This window comes from Thermopolyspora flexuosa (assembly GCF_006716785.1).
GTDB lineage: Bacteria > Actinomycetota > Actinomycetes > Streptosporangiales > Streptosporangiaceae > Thermopolyspora > Thermopolyspora flexuosa.
Genome location: NZ_VFPQ01000001.1, coordinates 4,931,530 through 4,952,044 on the forward strand (window position 1 = coordinate 4,931,530; position 20,515 = coordinate 4,952,044).

Here is a 20,515-nt window from a genome sequence, read left to right on the forward strand (position 1 = left end):
ACCCGAAGACGCCGCGATGGCACCTTCGGAATCAGAAGGTACACCGCGCACCCGTGCGGGGTAACCGCTCGGCCGCGACGGCTCTGTTCTTCCAACGTACGTCAGGTGCCTCTGTGTTCCAGCGCGTCAGAGCGCAATATCACATTTTCGCGGCTGACTTCGCTCAAAGCGTATGGGATTGCCTCGCCGCCCTCGCATTGAGGTCGGCCGCCGTTCCGCCCCGGCGCGCCGCAATGAAAGATCCCGCGAAGCGTTCATCGCGGCGCGCCCGGGAGCGTGTGACGGGTGCGCGGAAGGAGACCGGGGTCCGGTGCGCGGCTAGTCGCCCTCGCCGCCGTAGACGTGCGGGGCGAGGGTGCCGATGAACGGCAGGTTGCGGTACCGCTCGGCGTAGTCGAGGCCGTACCCGATGACGAACTCGTTGGGGATGTCGAACCCGACGTACCGCACGTCGATCGGCACCTTCACCGCCTCGGGCTTGCGCAGCAGGGCGCACACCTCGACCGAGGCGGGGTCGCGCGACTTGAGGTTCTGCAGCAGCCAGGACAGGGTGAGCCCGGAGTCGATGATGTCCTCGACGACGAGCACGTGCCGGCCCGCGATGTCGGTGTCGAGGTCCTTCAGCACCCGGACGACCCCGGAGGACTTGGTGCCCGCCCCGTAGGAGGAGACGGCCATCCAGTCCATCTGGACCGGCAGGCGCAGGGCGCGGGCGATGTCGGCCATCACCATCACCGCCCCCTTGAGCACCCCGACGAGCAGCAGATCCTTGCCCGCGTAGTCGGCGTCGATGCGCGCCGCGAGTTCCCGGATCTTGCCCTGGAGCTCTTCCTCCGTGATGAGGACCTTCGCGAGGTCCCTGCCCATGTCGGCTGCGTCCACGTGGAAAATCCCTCTATGTAACGTTGCTGGCGAATATCAGGGTGCCATACCGCCGGACGACGCCCACCCCCCCGGGTAAGGCGACGCGCCCCTGCCCTCGCCAGCCGGTGACCAGCCGCTCCACCTCGGCGATGTGCACCGCGGCCAGCGCCGCGGGCCGCGCCCCTGAGGCCTCGGCGGCCCGTTTGATCACCCGCCGCCGCACCGCGGGCGGCTCCGCGGCGAGCGCCCTGACCGACACCGCGACGGCGCCGGGCTCCCCTCCGGGACACCCTGCCCCCGGCGCGGGCCCGCCCACGTCCGCGAGCGCCCGCTCGCCCTCCGCCCGGGCGCGCGCCCAGGCCCGCTCGGCCCACGCGTCGAGCGCGTCGGCGTCGTCCGCGCAGAGCCGCGCGGTACGGGCGAGCGCCTCGGCCACGCCGGGGCCGAGGGCCTCCTCGAGCGCGGGCAGCGCGAAGCGGCGTACCCGGACCCGGGCGTAGGCGGGGTCGGCGTTGTGCGGGTCCTCCCAGGGATCGAGGCCGAGCGCGGCGCACGCCTCGGCGGTACGGCGGCGGCGCAGCCCGAGCAGCGGCCGCCGGTAGCGGCCGGAGACCGGCGCCATGCCCGCGAGCGAACGGGTGCCGCTGCCCCGCGCCAGCCGCAGCAGCACGGTCTCCGCCTGGTCGTCGAGGGTGTGGCCGAGCAGCACGGCCGCCGCGCCGAGCCGGTCGGCGGTCGCGGCGAGCGCCGCGTACCGCGCCTCCCGCGCGGCCGCCTCGGGTCCCCCGGCCCGGCCCACGGTCACCGTGCACACCTCGGCAGGATCGAGCCCGAGGCGCGGGGCGAGCGCGGCCACCTTCCGGGCCCGCTCGGCCGAGCCCTCCTGCAGGCCGTGGTCGACGGTCACCAGCCCGGCGCGCAGCCCCATCCGGGGCGCGACGAAGCCGGTGGCCGCGGCGAGCGCGAGCGAGTCGGCGCCGCCGCTGCACGCCACGAGCACGAGCGCCCCCTCGGGCAGGTCGCCCAGGCACTCGCGTACGGCGCGCCGCACGTCGGCGACGGCGGGATGCGGACCCATGCCCCGGTCGTGCCCCTGCTTACCCCGTCTCCTGCGCGGTGCGTCCGGTCAGTTCGCGCCGGGCAGCCCGCCGTACCCGTGCACCCGGTTGAGCCACAGCTCGGGGCGGGCGATCTCGGCCTGGGTCGGCAGCGTCTCCGGGGAGGTCCACACCGCGTTGAACCCGTCGATGCCCACCCGGTCGACCACGGTGCGCACGAACGCCGAGCCCTCGGCGTACTGGCGCATCTTCAGGTCGATGCCGAGCAGGCGGCGCACGAGCTGGTCCATGCGGGAGCCGCCCTGGCGGCGGCGCTGGAACTTGGCGCGGATCTCGGCGACCGAGGGCACCACGGACGGGCCGACCGCGTCCATCACGTAGTCGCCGTGGCCCTCCACCAGCGTCATCACCGCGGTGAGCCGGTCGAGGATCTCCTTCTGCCGCGGGCTCTGGATCACGTCGATGAGGTTGCCGTTGCCGCCGCGGATCACGTCGGCGACCACGTCGGTGGCGGCGCGCAGCCGCTCCAGCAGGGTCGACAGGTCGACGTCGGAGGCGAGCAGGAAATCGGTCATCTGGGATCGCACGTACTCGCGCAGCCACGGCACGCCGGTGAACTGCACCCGGTGGGTCTCCTCGTGCAGGCAGACCCACAGCCTGAAGTCGTGCGGGTCGACGCGCAGCTCGCGCTCGGCGTGCACGATGTTCGGCGCGACGAGGGTGAGCCGCCCGGTGGGCGCCTTGCCGGTCGGGTCCGGCGGCAGGAACAGCTCGTACTGGCCGAGCACCCGGGAGGCCATGAACGCGAGCACCGCGCCGACCTCGACGCCGGTGATCCGGGAGCCGACGGCCTCGACGATCGCGGGCATGTTCGACCGGCGGGCGCGCTCGGTGAGCGGCTCCAGGATCACGCGGAATCCGTCCACGTTCGCCCGGATCCATCCCGGCCGGTCGACGATCGTGGCAGGCTGCGGCGCGACCCCGCCGTCGATACGGGTGAACTCCCGCACATGTCCCTCGGCCACGCGGGAGAGCCGGCGCAGTTCGGCCACCGCCTCCCGGGCCTCCTCACGGCTCACCTGCGGGCCGGGCCGTACCAGGCGGGTTCCGGTCGCGACGGCAAGATCCCAGTCGATCACCTGCATGACTCCACCGTATGCGTTCGGGGGCGTGTTCGCGCGTCCTACCCCGTACGGCCCGGCGCAACCCGGTCACGCCGGGCTCAGGAGGTCGACACGATCGTGGCGAGCCGGTCGATCGCGGCGGCGGCGGGGTCGTTGGCGGGCACCTGGTCGGCCATGAAGGCGAACGTGACCAGCCGGCCGCTCGCGGTGCGGGTGACGCCGGCGAGCGTGGTGACGCCGTTGAGCGTGCCGGTCTTGGCGCGCACCAGGCCCGCGCCCTGCTCGCTCTCCTTGCGGTCGTAGCGGTCGTCGAGGGTGCCGGTGAACCCGGCCACCGGCAGGCCGCTGATCACGGTGTGCAGGTGCGGGTTCTCCGGCGAGGCGGCGAGCGCGAGCAGCCGCGCCAGGGCCTTGGGGGTGATGCGGTTCCTGGGGGACAGGCCGCTGCCGTCCTCGATCCGCACCCCCTCGTGCGCGTCGAGGTCGCGCAGCACCCGCAGGCACGCCTTGGCCCCGTCGGCGAACGTGCCGCGCAGGCCCTGCTGGAGCGCGACGTGCCGGGCGAGGGCCTCGGCGAGGTCGTTGTCGCTCTCGGTGAGCATGCGCTCGACGAGCTGGTAGACGGGCGGCGACTCGACCCGGGCGACCTCCTGCGCCGAGGAGCTCGCCCTGCCCTCGCGCGGGCCGCCGGAGACGGTGATGCCCTGCCGCCGCAGCAGCGCGGCGAAGGCGGCCGCGGTGGCGCGGGAGGGGTCCGGCCAGCGCTGCCGGGTCCGCGGGTGCACCCGGCCCCCGTCGTGCATGAGCGCGGTGACCGGGGCGACCGTGCCCTCGGGGACGTAGTTGGGCTTCCAGCCCTCGGCGGTGCGGGGGCCGGTGAACAGGGAGTCGTCGTAGGAGAGGGTGACCTTGGTGACCCCGGCCGCCTTGAGCGCCCGGGCGGTGTAGACGGCGAGCATGCCGAGGCTCGCCGGGCGTGGGTAGGGGTGCTTGGTGGCCCGCGGCCCGGCGAGGGTGGGGTCGCCGCCGCCGACGAGCACGATGGCGTTCTTCGACTTGCCGTACACCACCCGGGTGGCGAGGCGGGCGTCCGAGCCCAGCGTGGTGATCGCGGCGACCGCGGTCACCACCTTCGTGGTGGAGGCGGGGGTGAGGCCGGTGGTCGGCCGGTTGCCGTACAGCACGGTGCCGGTGGCGGCGTCCATCACCACGGCGCCGACCCGGCCGCCCAGCGCGGCGTCCCCGATCGGGCCCTTGAGCCGGGCGGCGAGGCGCTTGGCGTCCGGCACCTCGCCCTCGGTCCCGCCGGCGAGCACCGGGGCCGTCGCGGTGATCACCGGCGCCGGGGTGCGCGTCGGGCTCGGCGACGGCGCGGCGGCCCGGGATTCGGTCCCGTCCAGGGTGAGGCCGGTGTTCCACACGTACAGGGCGGCGCCGAGCGTGAAGGCCTGGAGCAGCACCAGGCTGACCACGAGCGTCCACCGACCCCGGACCACCACCGCTGTCCTCTCCCGCCATGCGTCATGCTGAGATGTACGCCTACGGACCTTAGCCACCGTGACATCAACCGCCGAACCCGGAGGACCGGGCTTGGCGTAAGCCGGGAGGAATCGTGGAGTTTGACGTTGTCGTCGAGATCCCGAAAGGGCAACGGAACAAGTACGAGGTCGACCACGAGACGGGCCGGATCCGGCTCGACCGGCTGCTGTTCACGTCCACGCAGTACCCGGCGGACTACGGCTTCATCGAGAACACCCTCGGCGCCGACGGCGACCCGCTCGACGCCCTTGTGCTGCTCCAGGAGCCCACGTTCCCCGGCTGCCTGATCCGGTGCCGCGCGGTCGGCATGTTCCGGATGAAGGACGAGAAGGGCGGCGACGACAAGGTGCTGTGCGTGCCCGCCACCGACCCGCGGATGGGGCACATCCAGGACATCCACCACGTGCCGGAGTTCGACCGCCTGGAGATCCAGCACTTCTTCGAGGTCTACAAGGACCTGGAGCCGGGCAAGTCGGTCGAGGGCGCCAACTGGGTGGGCCGCGCCGAGGCGGAGGCGGAGATCAGGCGGTCCATCGAGCGCCACGAGGCGCAGGCGAAGCAGCAGGCGCACTAGCCGGTCGACGCGGATCCGGGCCCGGCCGCACCGGTCCCGGACGAGCGTCTCGCGCGGATCGTGGAGGCCGCGCCGCCCGTGCGGCGCGGTCGGCTCGTCGGGCACCGGGACACCCGCACCGTTCTCCCCGGGTGTCTCCCCGGGTACGTCACCGGGCCCTTGTCGTTCGTTGGCCGGGGGCTGCGGATCACCGCCGGTCCGGTCAGGTCGCCGGACGGGTCGCCCCGAACAGGTCACGCCGCCAGATCGGGGCGACGCGGACCACGTCGCCGGTGCGCGGGGCGTGCACCATGAGGCCGTCGCCGATGTAGATGCCGACGTGGTGGATGCTCCTGGGGTCGCCCTTGACCTTGCCGAAGAAGACCAGGTCGCCGCGCTGCAGCTCGTCGATGGCCACGTGCGGCCCGGAGGTCCACTGGGTCCCGGTCCAGTGGTCGAGGCGGACCCCGGCGCGCTCCCAGGCGCGCATCGTCAGGCCGGAGCAGTCGTAGACGTGCGGGCCGGCCCCCGCCCACCGGTACGGCTTGCCGAGCTGGGTGAGCGCCCACGCCGCGGCGATGTCCCCCTTGGCCGCGGTCGAGCCCTCGGCGAGCGCCTCCTTCACCCACGCGGCGTTCGCGAACCGGTACCCGACCCCCTTCACCGGGAGCGTCCGGACGGTGGTCGTCGCGGTCCGCAGCGCGCTCGTGCGGACCCGGACCGGGGCGGTGCGGCGCCGTTCCAGGCGCTCGGCCCGCTGCCGGGCCTGGCTCAGCAGCAGCTCCAGCCGCGCCTGTTCCTCCTCGAGCCGGCGGGTCTGGGCCACCTGCTCGGCGACGGCCTGCTCGGCCGCCCGCTTCGCCTCCGCGGCGCGCTCGGCGGCCCGCCGTTGCTCCTCGTGCGCCTCGCGGGCCCGCCTGACCATGATCGACCGCACCCGGCGCATGTCGCGCAGCCGCTGCAGGGTCTGCGCCCGCTCGGTGTGCATGTGGTGCAGCAGGCTGGTCCGCTGCAGGTATCCCTCGGGTCCGCCCGGGCCGCCCATCATCGCGAGGCCCGGCTCGGTCATGTCGTAGCCGCCGTAGCTCTGCGCGACGATCGGGGCGACCTCCCGGCGGGCCTCGGCGAGCATGGCGTCGGCCCGCTTCACCGCCTCGACGGCCCGCTCGTGCTCGGCGCGGGCGGCCTGCTCGCGGACCACGGCCTCGTTGTAGGCCTCCACGGCGAGGGCGGCCTGCGCGGCGAGCTCCTCCTGGCGGGCGCGGGCCTCGGCGAGACGGAGGGCCACCTCCTTGAGTTCGGCTGCGCGTTCGCGCACCTGTTTTCGGGCCTTGGCGACGTCCTCGGCCGACGGCCGGGGCTTGGCCGCGAGCGCCGGTTGCCCGGCCGTCGCGGCGCAGGCACAGGCGAGTCCCACAACGATCGCCGCCACCCGGCGGCAGCCCGTACTTCGCATGGGTCCTCTCCCCTCCTGGTTCGCATCACCCTTCACAGGGTTCCCATGCGTCACTCTCTGCACACGTTATGATTACAGAAAGTAGTCATGGGATGACTGATCACCGGGAGGGGTCATCGCCCCGCTTGGCCGGGTCCGGCGGCACGTGCCGGATTCACGGCTCTGTTGGCATCGGCGGGGGCGCGTCCGGCGCGGGGGACGGCACCGGGGCGGGCGCGGGCTCGGGCCGGTGATCGGGCCAGTCGTCCGACCGGCCGCCCTCAGAGACGCCGGGGTGCGGGCGCGACGGCTGACGGGTGCCGTGCCACGGGGTGGGCCAGGCCCGCGGCGTCCGCCCCGAAGGGGAGTCCCACCACGGCGACGGCGAGGGCGGGAACCCGCGCGCCTCGGCGGGAGCGGTGGTCCGCTCCGGGCCGCGCCCGGGGCCGCCCCGGCGGACCACGGCGGCGGTGGGCGACCGGTCCACCGCGCCGCGCCGTGCCTCGTCACGCCGTGCCTCGCCGCGCCGTCCGGGCGCGTCCCGCCGGTCCTCCCCGTGCCGGCCACCGTGCCGCGGGTGATCGCGGCGCGGGCCGTACCGGCGTGGGCCGTGCTCCCCCGGACCGCCGCCGCGCGCCCCGCCGCGGGCCTCGGGCCGCTCCTTGCGGCGCACCTCGCCGCCTCCGTCCCCGGGGCCGCCGTCCCCGCGCCCCTGCCCGGGGGTCACGCCGATCGGGGGCGCCGCCCGGACGACGCCGCCCGGCGTCGTGGGCCGCAGCTCCACGATCGGGGAGACCGGGCGGGTGGCCGCGCCCGGCGTGGCCGCGCCGGAGGGTCGCGGGCCCGGCGCCGCGGGCGTGGTGCCGGACGTGCGGCGCGGGGCGAGGGCGACGGGAAGGGACGGGGTGGGCAGGCCGGCGCCCGCGGCCGGCCGGGGGCCGGCCGGGCTCGCCGCGGAGGAGGCCGGGCCGCCCGGGTACGGCCGGCCGGTGGAGGAGTCCCCGGGTGCGGCGCGCACGTCGACCGGCTCGGCGGCCGGGCGGCCGTCGATCGCCGCGGTGACGCTCGCCGGGCCGGTCAGCCAGAACTGGTGGAAGGCGAACGCGACCACGAGGGCGACCGCGAGCGACGCGGCGCCCGCGGTGACCCCGCGGATGATGCGGCGCTCGGCGCCGACCGGGAAGCCCGAGGCGTCGAGCGGGCCGACCCGGCGGGCCACCAGCCTGCGGTAGGGCAGCAGGTCGGGGTCGACGAAGCAGCTCATCACCCGCACCCGCAGCGACTCGGGCAGCACGGTCTGCGGCAGCAGCCCGAACACCTGGGACTCGCGGCCGCGCAGCTCGGCGGCGAGCGCGTCGAACAGCCGCTCGGCCGCGGCGCCGTACCGGATCCTCGCCTGCCGCCGGGAGATGCCGATCACCCGGGCCGCGTCGGCGAGCGAGAAGCCGTGCCGGTGCACCAGCTCGAGGATCTCCCGGTCCGACCGGGACAGCGCGGCGACGGCGTCGCGGGCCACCGCGCTCAGCCCGGTGTCCCCGGGGTCGGTCTCGGGGGCGGGCGCGGCGGCCGACCGGCGGCGCAGGCACTCGCCGCGGGCGAGCGCGTACAGCCAGACCTTGAACCGGGCCGGGTCGGTGAGCGCGTGGATCCGCGCCTCGGCCGCGATCATCGTGTCCCGGAGGGCCACCTGCGCGCCGTCCGGCCCGCCGGTCAGCGTCCAGCAGTAGCGGTAGACGCTTTCGGCGTACCGGTCGTACAGCTCGGCGAGGGCGTTGGCGTCGCGGGCACGGAGCGCGTCGACCAGACCGCGGTCATTCATGTAACCGACAGTAATAAGTGGTAACAGCGAGTTCCACCTTTTTCGAGTGGCGACGAGAATAGGGCGTTTATGGGCGCCATGCGTAAAACGTTGCGTTTTATGATGCTTTTCCGGCGAAGGCGGCTACTCGAACGAGGCGGCCTCCCCGCCGCGCTCCTTGGGAAACGGCGCGGTCCGCGGCCGGTCGGTGTGCAGCGGCACCGCGCCCGCCCGCGCGAGCTCCTCGTACGGCCCGGCGGTCGAGCCCCAGGGCGTGACGAACACCTCGGTGCGCTCCGGGTCCACCCCGCCCGTGACCTTGGGGACGGTGATGGCGAATCGCCGCCACGTGCCCGGGCCGACCTTCTCCACGAAATCGGCGCGCCCGCCGGTGGTACGGCCGTTGCGGTCGCGCAGCACCGCGGTGACGGTGAGCGTGGCGGTCTCCTTGCGGAACGGGTTCCGCAGATTGCCGCTCACCAGGTATTGCCCGTCACGCAATTTTACGGTGTTGAGGTCGGCGACCGGAAACCTTTTGAAGGCTGACGGAATTCTCGCCGCTTTTCGCCATTGTGGCGATTCGAGGGAAATCTCCACCTTTGCCGGTGGTGTCGTGGTGGACGTCGTGGCGCTGAACGCGGTCGTCCGGCCCGGCGGCACCGCGTCCACCGGATGCCTGCTGCGCACCACCTCGCGGCCCTGGGCGTCCCGGCCCACCAGCGTCGCCACCACGTTCTCCGCGAAGTGCCACCGGTTCGGGTTGGCGAGCACCAGCGTCCAGGTCACCCGGTGCTCCTTGCCCGCGGACACGATCGCGTAGGCCTGCTCCCGCGCCGCGAGCGGCCGGAGCGCCTCCGTCGTCCGCTCCGGCTCCGCCGAACACCCCGCCAGGAGCGATCCCGCCGCCACCGCCACCACGGCGAGCGGACGGGCGACCCGAATCACACTGCGCTGCCTCACCCTGCCGTGATAACCGGCCGTGCCCTGTCCCGGACCGGCGGCACGCGGGCCTCGGACGCATTCGTATGGATGTCTTTAGCCGGGCACAAGACGCGCGCTCACCGGCCCCGGACGGCCCGGCCCTCGTCCCAGACCGGCTCCGGCGACTCGTACACCCGGCCGTCCGCGCCGAACACCAGGTAGCGGTCGAACGACGCGGCGAACCACCGGTCGTGGGTGACCGCGAGCACCGTGCCCGCGAACCGCTCCAGACCCTCCTGCAGCGCCTCGGCGCTCGCCAGGTCGAGGTTGTCGGTCGGCTCGTCGAGCAGCAGCAGCGTCGCGCCGGACAGCTCCAGCAGCAGGATCTGCAGCCGGGCCTGCTGCCCGCCGGACAGCGTCTCGAACCGCTGGTCGCCGACCCGGCCCGCGAGCTCGTACCGGGCGAGCGCGTGCATCGCCTCCTGCCGGGTCCTCGCGTGCTCGGTCATCACGATCTCGCACGGGGTACGGCCGTGCAGGTCGGGCCGCCCGTGCGTCTGCACGAAGTGGCCGGGCACCACCCGGGCGCCGAGCCGCGCCGTGCCGGTGTGCGGGATCTCCTCGCCCGCGAGCAGCCGGAGGAAGTGGGACTTGCCGGATCCGTTCGAGCCGAGCACCGCGACCCGCTCGCCGTACCAGACCTCGAGGTCGAACGGCCGGGTCAGCTCGGTGCCGCCGGGCGCGCGCAGGGCGAGGCCCTCGCAGACGATCGCCCGCTTACCGGTGCGCCCGCCGCGCAGCCGTACCGCGATGGTCTGCTCGCGCGGCGGCGCCTCGGGCGGCCCGGCCTCCTCGAACCTGCGCAGCCGGGTCTGGGCCGCGTGGTAGGCCGGGGCCATGCCGTCGTTGACCGAGGCCTTCTGCTTGAGGGTGGTGACCAGGCGCTTGAGCTTGGCGTGCTCCTCGTCCCAGCGGCGGCGCAGCTCGTCGAGGCGGGCGATGCGGTCCCGCCGGGCCTGCGCGTAGCCGGCGAACCCGCCGCCGTGCACCCAGACGCCGCCGGACTCGACGGTGATCACCCGGTCCGCGGTGTTCGCGAGCAGCCAGCGGTCGTGCGACACCAGCAGCACGGTCTTCGGGGTCTCCCGCAGCGCCTGCTCCAGCCACCGCTTGCCCGGCACGTCGAGGAAGTTGTCCGGCTCGTCGAGCAGCAGCGTCTGCTCCGGGCCGCGCAGCAGCGCCTCGAGCACGAGCCGCTTCTGCTCGCCGCCGGAGAGCGTGTCGAGGTCCCGGTACTTCACCCGGTCGTACGGCGCGCCGAGCGCGGCCGTGGTGCAGGTGTCCCAGAGCACCTCGATGTCGTAGCCGCCCGCGTCCGCGTAGTCGGCGATCGCCTCGGCGTACCGGAGCTGGGTCCTCTCGTCGTCGCGCTCCATCATGGCGAGCTCGGCCCGCTCCAGCCGCGCCGCGGCCGCGCGCACCCGTTCGGGCGCGACCGACAGCAGCAGCTCGGCCACCGTGCGAGGTGTGGTCGCCGCGCCGTCCGATCCGGCGGGTCGCGGCCCGCCGATGAACTGCCGCATCACGCCGAGCCCGCCCGAGCTGGTCACGCTGCCCTCGACCGGCTGCACGTCCCCCGCGATCAGCCGCAGCAGGGTGGTCTTCCCCGCGCCGTTCGGACCGACGAGCGCCGCCTTGACCCCGTCCCCCACCCGGAACGACACGTCGTGGAACAGGGTCCGGCCGTCGGGCAGCACGTAGGTGACGTGCGCGACCTCCACGTGGCCCATGGCAGCGCCCTTCCTCCAGGCCCTTCCTTCAAGGCCCTCCTTCGGGCCTTCCTCCGGGTCCCGGGGGAGCCTAGTCGGCACCCGTGGCGCGAGGCATCCGATTTTCCTCCCCGGCGGTACGGCACGGCGGTCAGGAGGGCCGCCCACCCTCGCGGATCTCGCGCTCGCACAGCGCGCCCGCGACGACCACCGCGACCGAGGCGAGGAGCAGCGGGAAGATCGGGTGGAACCGCAGCAGCAGGGCGCCGAGGGCGGCGCCGACGACCATGCCGACCACCGTGGCGAGCCGCCGGAGCATGGTCCCCGGCGGCCCGCCCATGAACGCCCCGGCGAGCGCCCGGGTGACCACGGTGGTGGGCAGGTCCCGCGACCGGGCCCCCGCCCGGATGATGGTGACGTTGCGCGCCCCCATGATCGCGGCCACCGCGCCGATCACCACGAACCGGTGCGGGGTGAGGTGCGGGTTCTCGGCCGGCAGCCCGAGCGCGAGCATCGCGGCCACGGCGAGCAGCGCGCCCTCGCCGTACAGCGCGGACGGCAGCCACCGCTCGCCGTCGCGGGCGGCGAGCCTGGCGGTCACCCGGTTCCCGACGATCGCGCCGGCCGAGAAGGCGGCGACCGCCACCAGCGGCCCGGCGACCGGCAGCCGCTGCCCCGCCAGCGCGAAGCCGAGGAAGAGCGTGTTGCCGGTCATGACCGCGGTGAACACCATGCCGAGCCCGAGGAAGCTGACCGCCTCGACCACCCCGGTCACCGCGGTCAGCACCACGAACGCGACCACGAACCGCGGCGGCCGCGGCGGGCGCACGCCCCGGGTCATGGGCCGGGCACGACCACCGGCGGGCCGGGGGCACAGCCGTGACGCTGGGCGGCCGGCGGCGTGCGCGGCCTCATCGCGCCCGACCCGCCGCGCCCGCCGGGGTGAGCGCCCGGTCCGACGGCGGCGGCGACGGCGGCAGGCCGCGGCGCGGCTCGGGGGAGATCCGGTTGAGCGCGAGCACGAGCGCCGTGCCGTACACCACGTGGGCCGCGCCCATCACCGCCCGCCGCCCCGGCAGGTCCCGCGAGATCGGCGGCATGATCTTCAGCTCCGGGATCCAGCCCTGGTAGCCGGAGACCCAGATCGCCAGCGCGTACGCCACGCCGATCGGGACGCGCGGCCGCCGGTCGCCGACGAGCAGGCCGAACAGCGCGCCCGAGGCGGCGCCGAAGGCGAAGTGGGCGAGCGTGCCGAGCCCCCGCTCCCCCGGCTTGGGCCGGTGCCGGTGCCCGGGCAGCAGCGCGCGCACCACGCGCTTGGGCGGCTGCTCCCGCATCAGCCCGGCGCGGGCCCCGGCGAGCATGAGCCCGCTCATCGCGGCCGTCGCCACCGTGCCGGCCAGGGCGCCCCGGGCCATCCGGGCGATCATCGGGCCACCGCCGCCACGTACCGGAGGTGCTCGGCGAGCCCCTCGGGGTCGGCCACGGTCACGGTCACCGCCGGGTGGGTGAGCACCCGGCCCGGGGCGAGCGCGCGCACCGGCTCGTGGAACCGCACGCACACGCCGCGGCGGCTGTTCGTGCCGAAGGTGAGGCCGCGGTCGGCGAGCGACAGGTGCGGGCCGATCACCCGCCACGGCGCGTACGGGCCGGTGACCGCGGCGTCGGCGACGTTCGACGCCGGGGTGCGCACCACCCACGGGCCGAACCGGATCACCAGCTCCTCGTTCACCTCGACGTACGCGCTGCTCGGCCGTACCCCGATGAGCCGGAGCGGCAGCCGCCACAGGGGGTCCACCGAGAACGGGAAACGTCGCATGTCATCCCTCCCCAGGCCGCAGCACGACCTTGATCACGCCCGCCTCCTTGTCGCGGAACGCGGTGTAGGCGCGGCTCGCCTCGCCGAGCGGCATCTCCGTGGTCACCAGCCCGGCCGCGTCGATCGGGTCCCCGGCGCGCAGCACCTCGAGGATGCGGTCGGTCCACCGGCGCACGTTCGCCTGCCCCCAGTGCAGCGCCACCTGCTTGTCGAACAGGTCGCCGAGCGGGAAGCGCATCATCCAGCCGCCGTACACGCCGGTGACCGAGACCGTGCCGCCGCGCCGTACCGAGCCGAGGGCGTGGTGCAGCGCCGCCATGCGGTCCGGCTGCACCTTCACGGTCTGCAGCATCTTCTCGGCGAGCGAGCCGTCGGCGTCCATGCCCACCGCGTCGATCACCGAGTCGCCGCCGCGCCCGCCGGTCATCTCCCGCACGGTCTCCACCACGTCGTCGACCGTGGTGAAGTCGATCGTCTCCGCCCCGTGCGCGGCGGCGAGCTTGAGCCGGTCCGGGTACCGGTCGATGCCGATCACCCGGGCGGCGCCGAGGTGCCTGGCGATGCGGCAGCACATCTGGCCGATCGGGCCGAGGCCGTACACCACGAGCGTGCCGCCGGGCGGCACCTTGGCGTACTCGACCGCCTGCCACGCGGTGGGCAGCACGTCGGCGAGGAGCACCGCGGTGGTGTCCGGGATGCCGTCGTCCACCTTGATCGGGCCGAAGTGGGCCTGCGGCACCCGCAGGTACTCGGCCTGGGCGCCCGGGACCCCGCCGTACATGTGGCCGTAGCCGTACAGCGCCGCGCCCTTGCGGCCGTGCATCGACTGCATGGTCTCGCACTGCGAGTAGAGTCCCTGGTCGCACATGAAACAGCGACCGCAGGAGATGTTGAACGGGACCACGACCCGGTCCCCGGGCTTGATGTGCGTGACGGCCGAGCCGACCTCCTCGACCACGCCGAGCGCCTCGTGCCCGAGGATGTCGCCCGGCTTCACCAGCATCGACGCGCCGTGGTCGAACAGGTGCAGGTCCGACCCGCACAGCCCGGTCGCGGTCACCCGGATCACCGCGTCCGTGGGCTCCTCGATGCGCGGGTCGGGCACGTTCTCGACCGACACCTTCCGCGGCCCCTGCCACACGACTGCCCTCATCCGGCTCGCTTCCTCCTCCCACTCCACGGAGCCATCGGGGTCAAGAACCGCCCGCCTGGCCGTGTCCGGCGCGCCGTATCACTTCTCCGTCACGCTGCGTGGTCGCCCGGCAGGCACCCGGGTTGTGCCCGCCGCACCGCGGGGAAAACGGACATCACGCCATCTGTCTCCTTCCCCGTCCGGTAACCCCGCAGGTCAGCGGGTCGACAACCGGGCAAAGAGAAGCTGACCGACACTTGTAAGCGCTTTGTCCGTCGTTGACCTGCGGTTTCGTACTCTTCCCGCATGTCCCGTTGGATTGGCGCAGATGGCTGGGAAGTCGAACCGATCCGTCTGAACGGCAGCACCGTGCTGAGGATCCGCCACAACGGCTACCACGTCGCCTACGCGCGCAGCATCGCCGAGCTGACCCGGCACGGCATCGACATCGCCGACCTCGTCGAGGTCGCCGACCTGCCCCGCTGACCCCGCATCCGCGGGGCCGTACGGCGGGCCCGACGCATGCCCGCGTCCCGCCGTGGCCTTCTCTCGCCCTGCGCCGCCCGTGCCGCACGGCCGTACCGCCGGCGTGCCGCACCGATGCCGCAGTGGTGCCACAGCGGTGCAACGCTGATGCCACGCTGATTTCACGCCGAGGCCGCGGCCGTGCGGCGGAACGACACGAGGCCGACCGGAGAACCGGCCGGCCTCGCGCTGTGCCGAAGGGCGGGATCCCGACTACGACGTGGCCGAGGCGGCGCGGTCGTCGCCGCCGCCGGACGCCGCCGCGGCCTGGGCCATGAGCCGCTTCTCCTCGCGGGTGGCGAACAGGCCGGACGGGGCCACGATCTTCGACTGCACGAACGGGGCCTCGGTGCTCGGCAGCGGCTCGGTGGCGCGGATCGCCTTGATCCACACCCGGGCCGCGTCCGCGATCACGATGATGATGAGGATCGCGAACAGCGCCGCCAGGATGCCGTCGACCGTGGAGTTGACGACGATCTGGTGCATCTCGTCCATCGACTTCGCCGGGGCGAGGATCTCACCCCGCTCGATCGCGGCCTGGTAGCGGTCACGCTGCGCGAAGAAGCCGAGCGTCGGGTCGCTGGAGAACACCTTCTGCCAGCTCGCGGTCAGCGTCACCGCCGCGTCCCAGGCGAGCGGCGCCAAGGTCACCCAGGCCCACTTCACCTTTCCGCTCTTGATGATGAGCGTGGTGGCGACGGTGAGCGCCACCGCGGCGAGCAGCTGGTTGGCGATGCCGAACAGCGGGAACAGCTGGTTGATGCCGCCGAGCGGGTCGTTGACGCCCTGGTAGAGGAAGTAGCCCCAGGCCGCCACGACCACGGCGCTCGCCGCCACGAGGCTCGGCCACCAGCTCACCCGGCCGAACGGCTTCCACAGGTTGCCGATCGTGTCCTGCAGCATGAACCGGCCGACCCGGGTGCCCGCGTCCACGGTGGTGAGGATGAACAGCGCCTCGAACATGATCGCGAAGTGGTACCAGAACGCCTTGAACGCGTCGCCGCCGAGGAACCCGGAGAAGATCTCCGAGATGCCGACGGCGAGCGTCGGGGCACCCCCGGTCCGCGCGATCAGCGTCTCCTCCTGCACCGCGTCGGCCGCGGCCTGGAGCTGCTCGGGCGTGATGACGAAGCCCATGTTCGACACCGCCTCGGCGGCCGACTGCACCGTGGTGCCGACCACGCCGGCGGGCGAGTTCATCGCGAAGTAGAGGCCGGGGCTGAGCAGGCAGGCCGCGGCCATCGCCATCACCGCGACGAACGACTCCATGAGCATGGAGCCGTACCCGATGAGCCGGACCTGCGACTCCTTCTGGATCATCTTCGGCGTGGTGCCGGAGGAGATCAGGGAGTGGAAGCCGGACAGCGCGCCGCAGGCGATGATGATGAACACGAACGGGAACAGCGACCCGGCGAAGACCGGCCCGTCACCGCTGAACGCGAAGTCGGTGAACGCGGTGTTCCGCATCGGCGGCAGCGTGATGACGATGCCGACCGCCATCAGCACGATGGTGCCGATCTTCATGAAGGTCGACAGGTAGTCGCGCGGCGCCAGCAGCATCCACACCGGCAGCACCGCGGCGACGAAACCGTAGATGATCAGGGCGATCGCGAGGGCCGACGGGCTGAGGGTGAAGTACTCGGCCCAGCTCGACTCCTGCACCCAGCCGCCGGCGATGATCGCGAGGATGAGCAGGCCGACGCCGATCGCGGATGTCTCGACGACCCGGCCGGGCCGTACCACGCGCAGGTAGAAGCCCATGAACAGGGCGATCGGGATGGTCATCGCGATGGAGAACACGCCCCACGGCGACTGGGCGAGCGCGTTCACCACGACGAGCGCGAGCACCGCGAGCAGGATGATCATGATCGCGAACACCGCGACCAGCGCGGCCGCGCCGCCGACCGGGCCGATCTCGTCGCGGGCCATCTGCCCGAGGCTGCGGCCGTTGCGGCGCATGGAGAAGAACAGGATCACCATGTCCTGCACGGCGCCGGCGAAGATCACGCCCGCGATGATCCAGATGGTGCCGGGCAGGTAGCCCATCTGCGCGGCGAGCACCGGCCCGACCAGCGGCCCGGCGCCCGCGATCGCGGCGAAGTGGTGGCCGAACAGGATCCGCCGGTCCGTGGGCTGGTAGTCGATGCCGTTGTCGAGCCGTTCGGCCGGGGTGGCCCGGTTGTCGTCGACGCCGAGCACCTTCCGGCAGATGAAGCGGGCGTAGAAACGGTAGGCGATGGCGTAGGAGCCGAGGGCTGCGCACACCAGCCAGACGGCGTTGACGCTCTCACCTCTGGACAGGGCGAGCACCGCCCATCCCGCCGCGCCCACCACGGCGACCAATGTCCAGATGATGATGGACCGAACCTTCTTCACCGGCTTACCTCCCGTGCAGGGGACGACCCAGGCAGCAGCGCAGGCCGGCGTCCGGCGGCAGATCGGTGGTGAAGCGCCGCCAGCGCCACAGCGGGCGGCAGTCGATCGTGACCGGCAGGTCGGCCAGGTGCACCCAGGCGAGGGGGTGGGCGAAGACCAGGTCGTTCCCGAGCCGCCGGGCCCGGCGGGGCAGCCGCGACCGCCGCAACGCCCGGACGGAGAACTCCCCCGCGTCGGCGCAGCACAGCCCGGTGACGTGCCAGTCGACGAAGATGACCTCGTCCTCGCCGAGCGCGTCACGCGCCGCCGCCGTCAACGTGATCTGGGACATCCGGGGCTCCCGACGACTCGTGACCCAGAAGCTAACGGCGCGTTTACCCGATCATGCAAAGATCGAAACATTGTTCTTTCACACGTAGTAACGGTGAAATACAGCCGTTACAGTGACACGACGGACAAACCGCTCGTACAGGTACCGATCAGGAGCTTTGCGAGCATTGTCCAGGTTCTTAACCGCAAGCGATAAATGTCGCGTTTCCTGAGGTGATCGGCGCAGCGATCCTCCCGCACGCACACGGTCGGCGGCGCACCCCTGCCCACCGGCCGCGCCATTTCGCCGCGGGTCTGCGCGGTCCGGCCGTCGATGATTCAGACTTCATTCCATGGCCCCCGATCCTTCCGCATGGAACGCGGTGATTTCGGCGAGCGGCGCGATCCTCGCGGTCCTGGCCACCCTCTGGGGCACCTCCCGGCGCGAGGCGCGGCAGGCGGAGCGGCAGCACGAGCAGGCCCGCGTCGAGGCCCGCCGCCGCGCGTACGGCGACCTGCTCGGCCCGGCGATGAGGCTGCGGGTGCAGGTCGATCTCGCCTGCAGCGGCAAGCACTACGACCTGGACGCCAAGCTCGCCGCCGTGCAGGAGAACGCGGAGGCGGTCGGGCTGCACGCGTCCCACGTGGCCGTGATCGCCCCGCCCGCGGTCGCCGAGGCGGCCCGCGCGCTCGCCGCCGCGGCCACCCGGCTGTCGGCCACGGTGCTGCGCAACGCGGAGATGATCTACGACAACGGGGCGGACAAGCGCTTCGTCGTCGGCGAGATCCGGGTGCCCCCCGGACTTCACCGAGTACGACGCCTGCATGGACGCGCTGTACCGGGCGATCGCCGACGACGGCCCGGACGAGGGGCGGTCTCAGCGCGGCCGGTTCCGGTCGCCGCTGAGCAGGAGGCGGGCCTTGCCGCGCTGATGCGGGTACAGCCGGGGCTCGCTCGCCGCCTCGGCGCGGCGGGCCAGCGCGTCGGCGGCGTCCGGCTCCCCGCGCAGCGCCTCGACCTGGGCCGCGTACAGCAGCACCGGCCCGCTGTTCGGCGCCTCGGTGAGCGCCTCGTCGATCTCCCGCCGGGCCGGCTCGAACCGGCCGACCCGGGCGAGCGCGAGCGCGTGCGCCGCCCGCGTGATGGCCGGAAGGCGCCGCCGTACCTGGGCGAGGTCGCGCAGCGCCCCCTCGGCGTCGCCGAGGTCGGCGAGGAACTCGCCGCGCGCCCGCAGCGCCTCGGGCACGTTGCCCTTCGCCGACAGCACGCTGTTCACCACGGTCACCGCGCCCTGCGGCTGCCCGAGCTGCCACAGCACCCGGGCGAGCTCGGTGCGCACGGTGAGGTCGCCCGGGAGGCGCTCGGCCGCGGCGCGCAGCTCCTCCAGCGCCTCGGCGCCGTCGCCCCGGGCGAGCCGGAGCCTCCCGACCGCGGCGAGCAGCCGCCCCACCGCCGCGGTGTCCCCGCACGCCTCGAGCAGCGCGGCCGCGGCGTGGTAGCGGGACTCGGCCTCGTCGGTGATGCCGCGTTCCACGGCGATGTTGCCGAGCAGGATCTCGGCCTCGGCCCGCGCGCGCAGCTCGTCGCCGGGGGTCACGCGCAGCGCCACGTCGGCGAGCCGTTCGGCGAGGGAGAGCTCCCCGCGGGCCATGGCCTGCAGCGCGTCGCGCAGGTACGTGCCGGCGTCGGCCGGCTCGGGCGCGCTGGGCGTGACCGCGCGGAGCGCGGGGATCAGCCGCGGATGCCGTACCCGGTATCCGTCCGGCGTACGCGCCAGCAGGTGCCGGTCCTCGAGCATGCGGAGCACCGGGCCGGGCACCGTCGCCTCCCCGGCCGTGGCCTGCCCGCCGAGCACGGCGCGCAGCCAGGCCGCGAGGTCGAGGAAGGAGCCTCCGGTGCGCTCGGCCACCTCGCCCAGCACCCGCCCGGCGAAGTAGGTCAGCGACGCGCCGACGTCGGCGTGTGCGCGCACCGCGTCCGCCGTGATCACCCGGAGGTCGGGCGGCAGCGCCCGCCACAGCGCCGCGCAGGCCGCCTGGAGCAGGGCGGGCTCGACCCGGTCGGTGCCCGCCGCCAGGTCCTCGACGATGCCCTCGGCGACGCCGGGCGCGTACGAACGCGCGGTCGCCTCGAGCGGCCGCCGTACCGCCTCGAGCGCGGCCTCGGGGTCGAGCGGCGCGAGCCGGAACCGGGCGAAGCCGCCGAGCGTGCGCTCGTACGCGGCGAGCTCGTCGAGGTGGCCCTCCCGGATCGACAGCAGCAGCCGCAGGTCGTCGTGCTCGTCGAGCGCCTCGGCGAGCTCCTCGACGAACGCCCGCCGCCGGCGGTCCCGGCCGGGCGCGTGCGAGACGTCGGCGAACAGCTCCTCGACCTGGTCGACGGCCACCAGCAGCGGCGGCCGCCGCCCCCAGCTGTCGGTACGGCGCGGCCACCTGCGCAGGAAGTCCCGCAGCGACCAGCCGACGAGGTCGGTGACCGGCTCGTGGGGCGCCAGGGAACACAGCAGCGCCAGCGTGTAGGGGTTGTGCTCGGGCAGCGCGGCCACCGGGAACACGGTGCGGTACGACACCCGGCCGACCGGCGGCGCCTCGTCCCCGGGCGTGCCGACCAGCGGCAGCACCCCGGCCGCGATCAGCGAGGTACGGCCGGCGCCCGCCGGGCCGTACAGGACCGTCACCCGGTTGCGCCGCCACAGCCCGGCCAGCTCCTCCGCCTCACGGCCGCGGCCGAAGAACCGGGGGGCGTCCCGGGTGCCGAAGGGCCGGGTCCCCGGGTACGGGGGCACCGTCGCCCGCGTCGTCATGGTCCCGGCCGTCATGTGCGGTGCCTCCTGTGCTCAGGGTGGAAGGTCGGCGGAGGCGGGCACATGACGATCACCTGTCTCGCTGCTCGTTGCCGTTCACATCCTGCATGATGGCCGACATCTAGTCCTGGAACCCGGCCACCACGTCCTGGCTCGTGTCCTGGGAACGGGCGTCGAGCATTCGTCGCAGCGCCGCACCGAGGGCCGTGGGGTCCGCCGCGTCGAGATCGGTAAGGTCGAGCCCGGTGAGGTCGAGCAGACCTCCCCCGGCGTCCGAGCCGTCGCCGGCGTGATCTCGCGTCACGTTCTCCTCAGGCATGCCACGCTCTCTGTCCATCGTCGCGAACGCCCATGCAGATGCTTCCCGCGAACACGGGGCGCGGAACCTCACGGCCGGGCGACACTTCGATCAGCTCACTCATACACTCTCCGCCCCCGGCCTGTCGATCGGCTCGGCCCACTTCCTCCCAGGGGTGATGTTTTCTTCAC

At 73.8% G+C, this 20,515-nt stretch carries 18 protein-coding genes; 1 reads left to right on the forward strand and 17 read right to left on the reverse strand.

Annotated elements, in window-relative coordinates; all coding sequences use genetic code 11:
• Positions 1 to 318: 318 nt before the first annotated feature.
• From hpt to dacB, 4 genes are all read right to left on the reverse strand, one after another.
• Positions 319 to 882: a hypoxanthine phosphoribosyltransferase gene (gene hpt, locus FHX40_RS21155; protein WP_142261233.1), complete on the reverse strand. Its 564-nt coding sequence runs from the start codon at positions 880 to 882 to the stop codon at positions 319 to 321.
• 13 nt (positions 883 to 895) lie between these two features.
• Positions 896 to 1,942 (reverse strand): tRNA lysidine(34) synthetase TilS, encoded by a 1,047-nt coding sequence (tilS, locus tag FHX40_RS21160; protein WP_142261234.1) that lies wholly within the window; start codon positions 1,940 to 1,942, stop codon positions 896 to 898.
• A 48-nt stretch (positions 1,943 to 1,990) separates the two neighbouring features.
• Positions 1,991 to 3,067 carry a zinc-dependent metalloprotease gene (locus FHX40_RS21165; RefSeq protein ID WP_189136168.1) on the reverse strand — a complete coding sequence of 359 codons (1,077 nt, stop codon included), beginning with the start codon at positions 3,065 to 3,067 and terminating at the stop codon, positions 1,991 to 1,993.
• A 77-nt stretch (positions 3,068 to 3,144) separates the two neighbouring features.
• Positions 3,145 to 4,542 (reverse strand): D-alanyl-D-alanine carboxypeptidase/D-alanyl-D-alanine endopeptidase, encoded by a 1,398-nt coding sequence (dacB, locus tag FHX40_RS21170; RefSeq protein ID WP_142261943.1) that lies wholly within the window; start codon positions 4,540 to 4,542, stop codon positions 3,145 to 3,147.
• 116 nt (positions 4,543 to 4,658) lie between these two features.
• Between dacB and FHX40_RS21175 the strand changes: the two genes are divergently transcribed.
• Positions 4,659 to 5,159: an inorganic diphosphatase gene (locus FHX40_RS21175; protein WP_142261235.1), complete on the forward strand. Its 501-nt coding sequence runs from the start codon at positions 4,659 to 4,661 to the stop codon at positions 5,157 to 5,159.
• A 202-nt stretch (positions 5,160 to 5,361) separates the two neighbouring features.
• On the opposite strand, the gene FHX40_RS21180 is transcribed toward FHX40_RS21175, so the two are convergent.
• The 13 genes from FHX40_RS21180 to fxsA all read right to left on the reverse strand — a co-directional run bounded on the left by FHX40_RS21180 (position 5,362) and on the right by fxsA (position 20,345).
• Positions 5,362 to 6,594, reverse strand: coding sequence for a C40 family peptidase (locus FHX40_RS21180; RefSeq protein ID WP_229788502.1), 1,233 nt, complete (start codon positions 6,592 to 6,594; stop codon positions 5,362 to 5,364).
• Between the two features lie 154 nt (positions 6,595 to 6,748).
• A complete protein-coding gene (locus tag FHX40_RS21185; RefSeq protein ID WP_142261236.1) occupies positions 6,749 to 8,392 on the reverse strand; it encodes a sigma factor in 1,644 nt (547 codons plus the stop codon).
• Positions 8,393 to 8,515: 123 nt separating this feature from the next.
• On the reverse strand, positions 8,516 to 9,331 hold the full coding sequence (locus FHX40_RS21190) for a hypothetical protein (RefSeq protein WP_142261237.1): 816 nt from the start codon (positions 9,329 to 9,331) through the stop codon (positions 8,516 to 8,518).
• A gap of 98 nt (positions 9,332 to 9,429) precedes the next feature.
• Complete coding sequence (locus FHX40_RS21195) at positions 9,430 to 11,082, reverse strand: ABC-F family ATP-binding cassette domain-containing protein (protein ID WP_142261238.1); 1,653 nt, start codon at positions 11,080 to 11,082, stop codon at positions 9,430 to 9,432.
• 130 nt (positions 11,083 to 11,212) lie between these two features.
• The gene (locus FHX40_RS21200; protein WP_170198909.1) at positions 11,213 to 11,890 is read right to left on the reverse strand and encodes a YoaK family protein; all 678 of its coding nucleotides are present in this window, start codon (positions 11,888 to 11,890) and stop codon (positions 11,213 to 11,215) included.
• 82 nt (positions 11,891 to 11,972) lie between these two features.
• Complete coding sequence (locus tag FHX40_RS21205; RefSeq protein WP_211350346.1) at positions 11,973 to 12,479, reverse strand: DUF6789 family protein; 507 nt, start codon at positions 12,477 to 12,479, stop codon at positions 11,973 to 11,975.
• A gap of 8 nt (positions 12,480 to 12,487) precedes the next feature.
• Positions 12,488 to 12,880 carry a hypothetical protein gene (locus FHX40_RS21210; protein WP_142261240.1) on the reverse strand — a complete coding sequence of 131 codons (393 nt, stop codon included), beginning with the start codon at positions 12,878 to 12,880 and terminating at the stop codon, positions 12,488 to 12,490.
• A gap of 1 nt (position 12,881) precedes the next feature.
• Complete coding sequence (locus tag FHX40_RS21215) at positions 12,882 to 14,033, reverse strand: zinc-dependent alcohol dehydrogenase (RefSeq protein WP_142261241.1); 1,152 nt, start codon at positions 14,031 to 14,033, stop codon at positions 12,882 to 12,884.
• A 717-nt stretch (positions 14,034 to 14,750) separates the two neighbouring features.
• On the reverse strand, positions 14,751 to 16,913 hold the full coding sequence (locus tag FHX40_RS21225) for a carbon starvation CstA family protein (RefSeq protein WP_142261243.1): 2,163 nt from the start codon (positions 16,911 to 16,913) through the stop codon (positions 14,751 to 14,753).
• 4 nt (positions 16,914 to 16,917) lie between these two features.
• Positions 16,918 to 17,244, reverse strand: a complete 327-nt coding sequence (locus FHX40_RS21230) for a hypothetical protein (protein ID WP_142261244.1) — start codon at positions 17,242 to 17,244, stop codon at positions 16,918 to 16,920.
• 552 nt (positions 17,245 to 17,796) lie between these two features.
• A complete protein-coding gene (locus FHX40_RS25240; protein ID WP_170198910.1) occupies positions 17,797 to 17,955 on the reverse strand; it encodes a hypothetical protein in 159 nt (52 codons plus the stop codon).
• Between the two features lie 145 nt (positions 17,956 to 18,100).
• Entirely contained in the window at positions 18,101 to 20,041 is a 1,941-nt protein-coding gene (locus tag FHX40_RS21235; protein WP_142261245.1) for a tetratricopeptide repeat protein, read from the reverse strand.
• A 106-nt stretch (positions 20,042 to 20,147) separates the two neighbouring features.
• A complete protein-coding gene (gene fxsA / locus FHX40_RS21240; RefSeq protein ID WP_170198911.1) occupies positions 20,148 to 20,345 on the reverse strand; it encodes an FxSxx-COOH cyclophane-containing RiPP peptide in 198 nt (65 codons plus the stop codon).
• Between the last annotated feature and the right edge of the window lie 170 nt (positions 20,346 to 20,515).

Coding starts and splice junctions, on each gene's coding strand:
- FHX40_RS21195 (WP_142261238.1), bottom strand. CDS start 11,082: ATGGGCCACGTGGAGGTCGCGCACGTCACCTACGTGCTGCCCGACGGC.
- FHX40_RS21230 (WP_142261244.1), bottom strand. CDS start 17,244: ATGTCCCAGATCACGTTGACGGCGGCGGCGCGTGACGCGCTCGGCGAG.
- tilS (WP_142261234.1), bottom strand. CDS start 1,942: ATGGGTCCGCATCCCGCCGTCGCCGACGTGCGGCGCGCCGTACGCGAG.
- FHX40_RS21210 (WP_142261240.1), bottom strand. CDS start 12,880: ATGCGACGTTTCCCGTTCTCGGTGGACCCCCTGTGGCGGCTGCCGCTC.
- FHX40_RS21235 (WP_142261245.1), bottom strand. CDS start 20,041: ATGACGGCCGGGACCATGACGACGCGGGCGACGGTGCCCCCGTACCCG.
- FHX40_RS21180 (WP_229788502.1), bottom strand. CDS start 6,594: ATGCGAAGTACGGGCTGCCGCCGGGTGGCGGCGATCGTTGTGGGACTC.
- FHX40_RS21205 (WP_211350346.1), bottom strand. CDS start 12,479: ATGGCCCGGGGCGCCCTGGCCGGCACGGTGGCGACGGCCGCGATGAGC.
- FHX40_RS21165 (WP_189136168.1), bottom strand. CDS start 3,067: ATGCAGGTGATCGACTGGGATCTTGCCGTCGCGACCGGAACCCGCCTG.
- FHX40_RS21185 (WP_142261236.1), bottom strand. CDS start 8,392: ATGAATGACCGCGGTCTGGTCGACGCGCTCCGTGCCCGCGACGCCAAC.
- FHX40_RS21215 (WP_142261241.1), bottom strand. CDS start 14,033: ATGAGGGCAGTCGTGTGGCAGGGGCCGCGGAAGGTGTCGGTCGAGAAC.
- fxsA (WP_170198911.1), bottom strand. CDS start 20,345: ATGCCTGAGGAGAACGTGACGCGAGATCACGCCGGCGACGGCTCGGAC.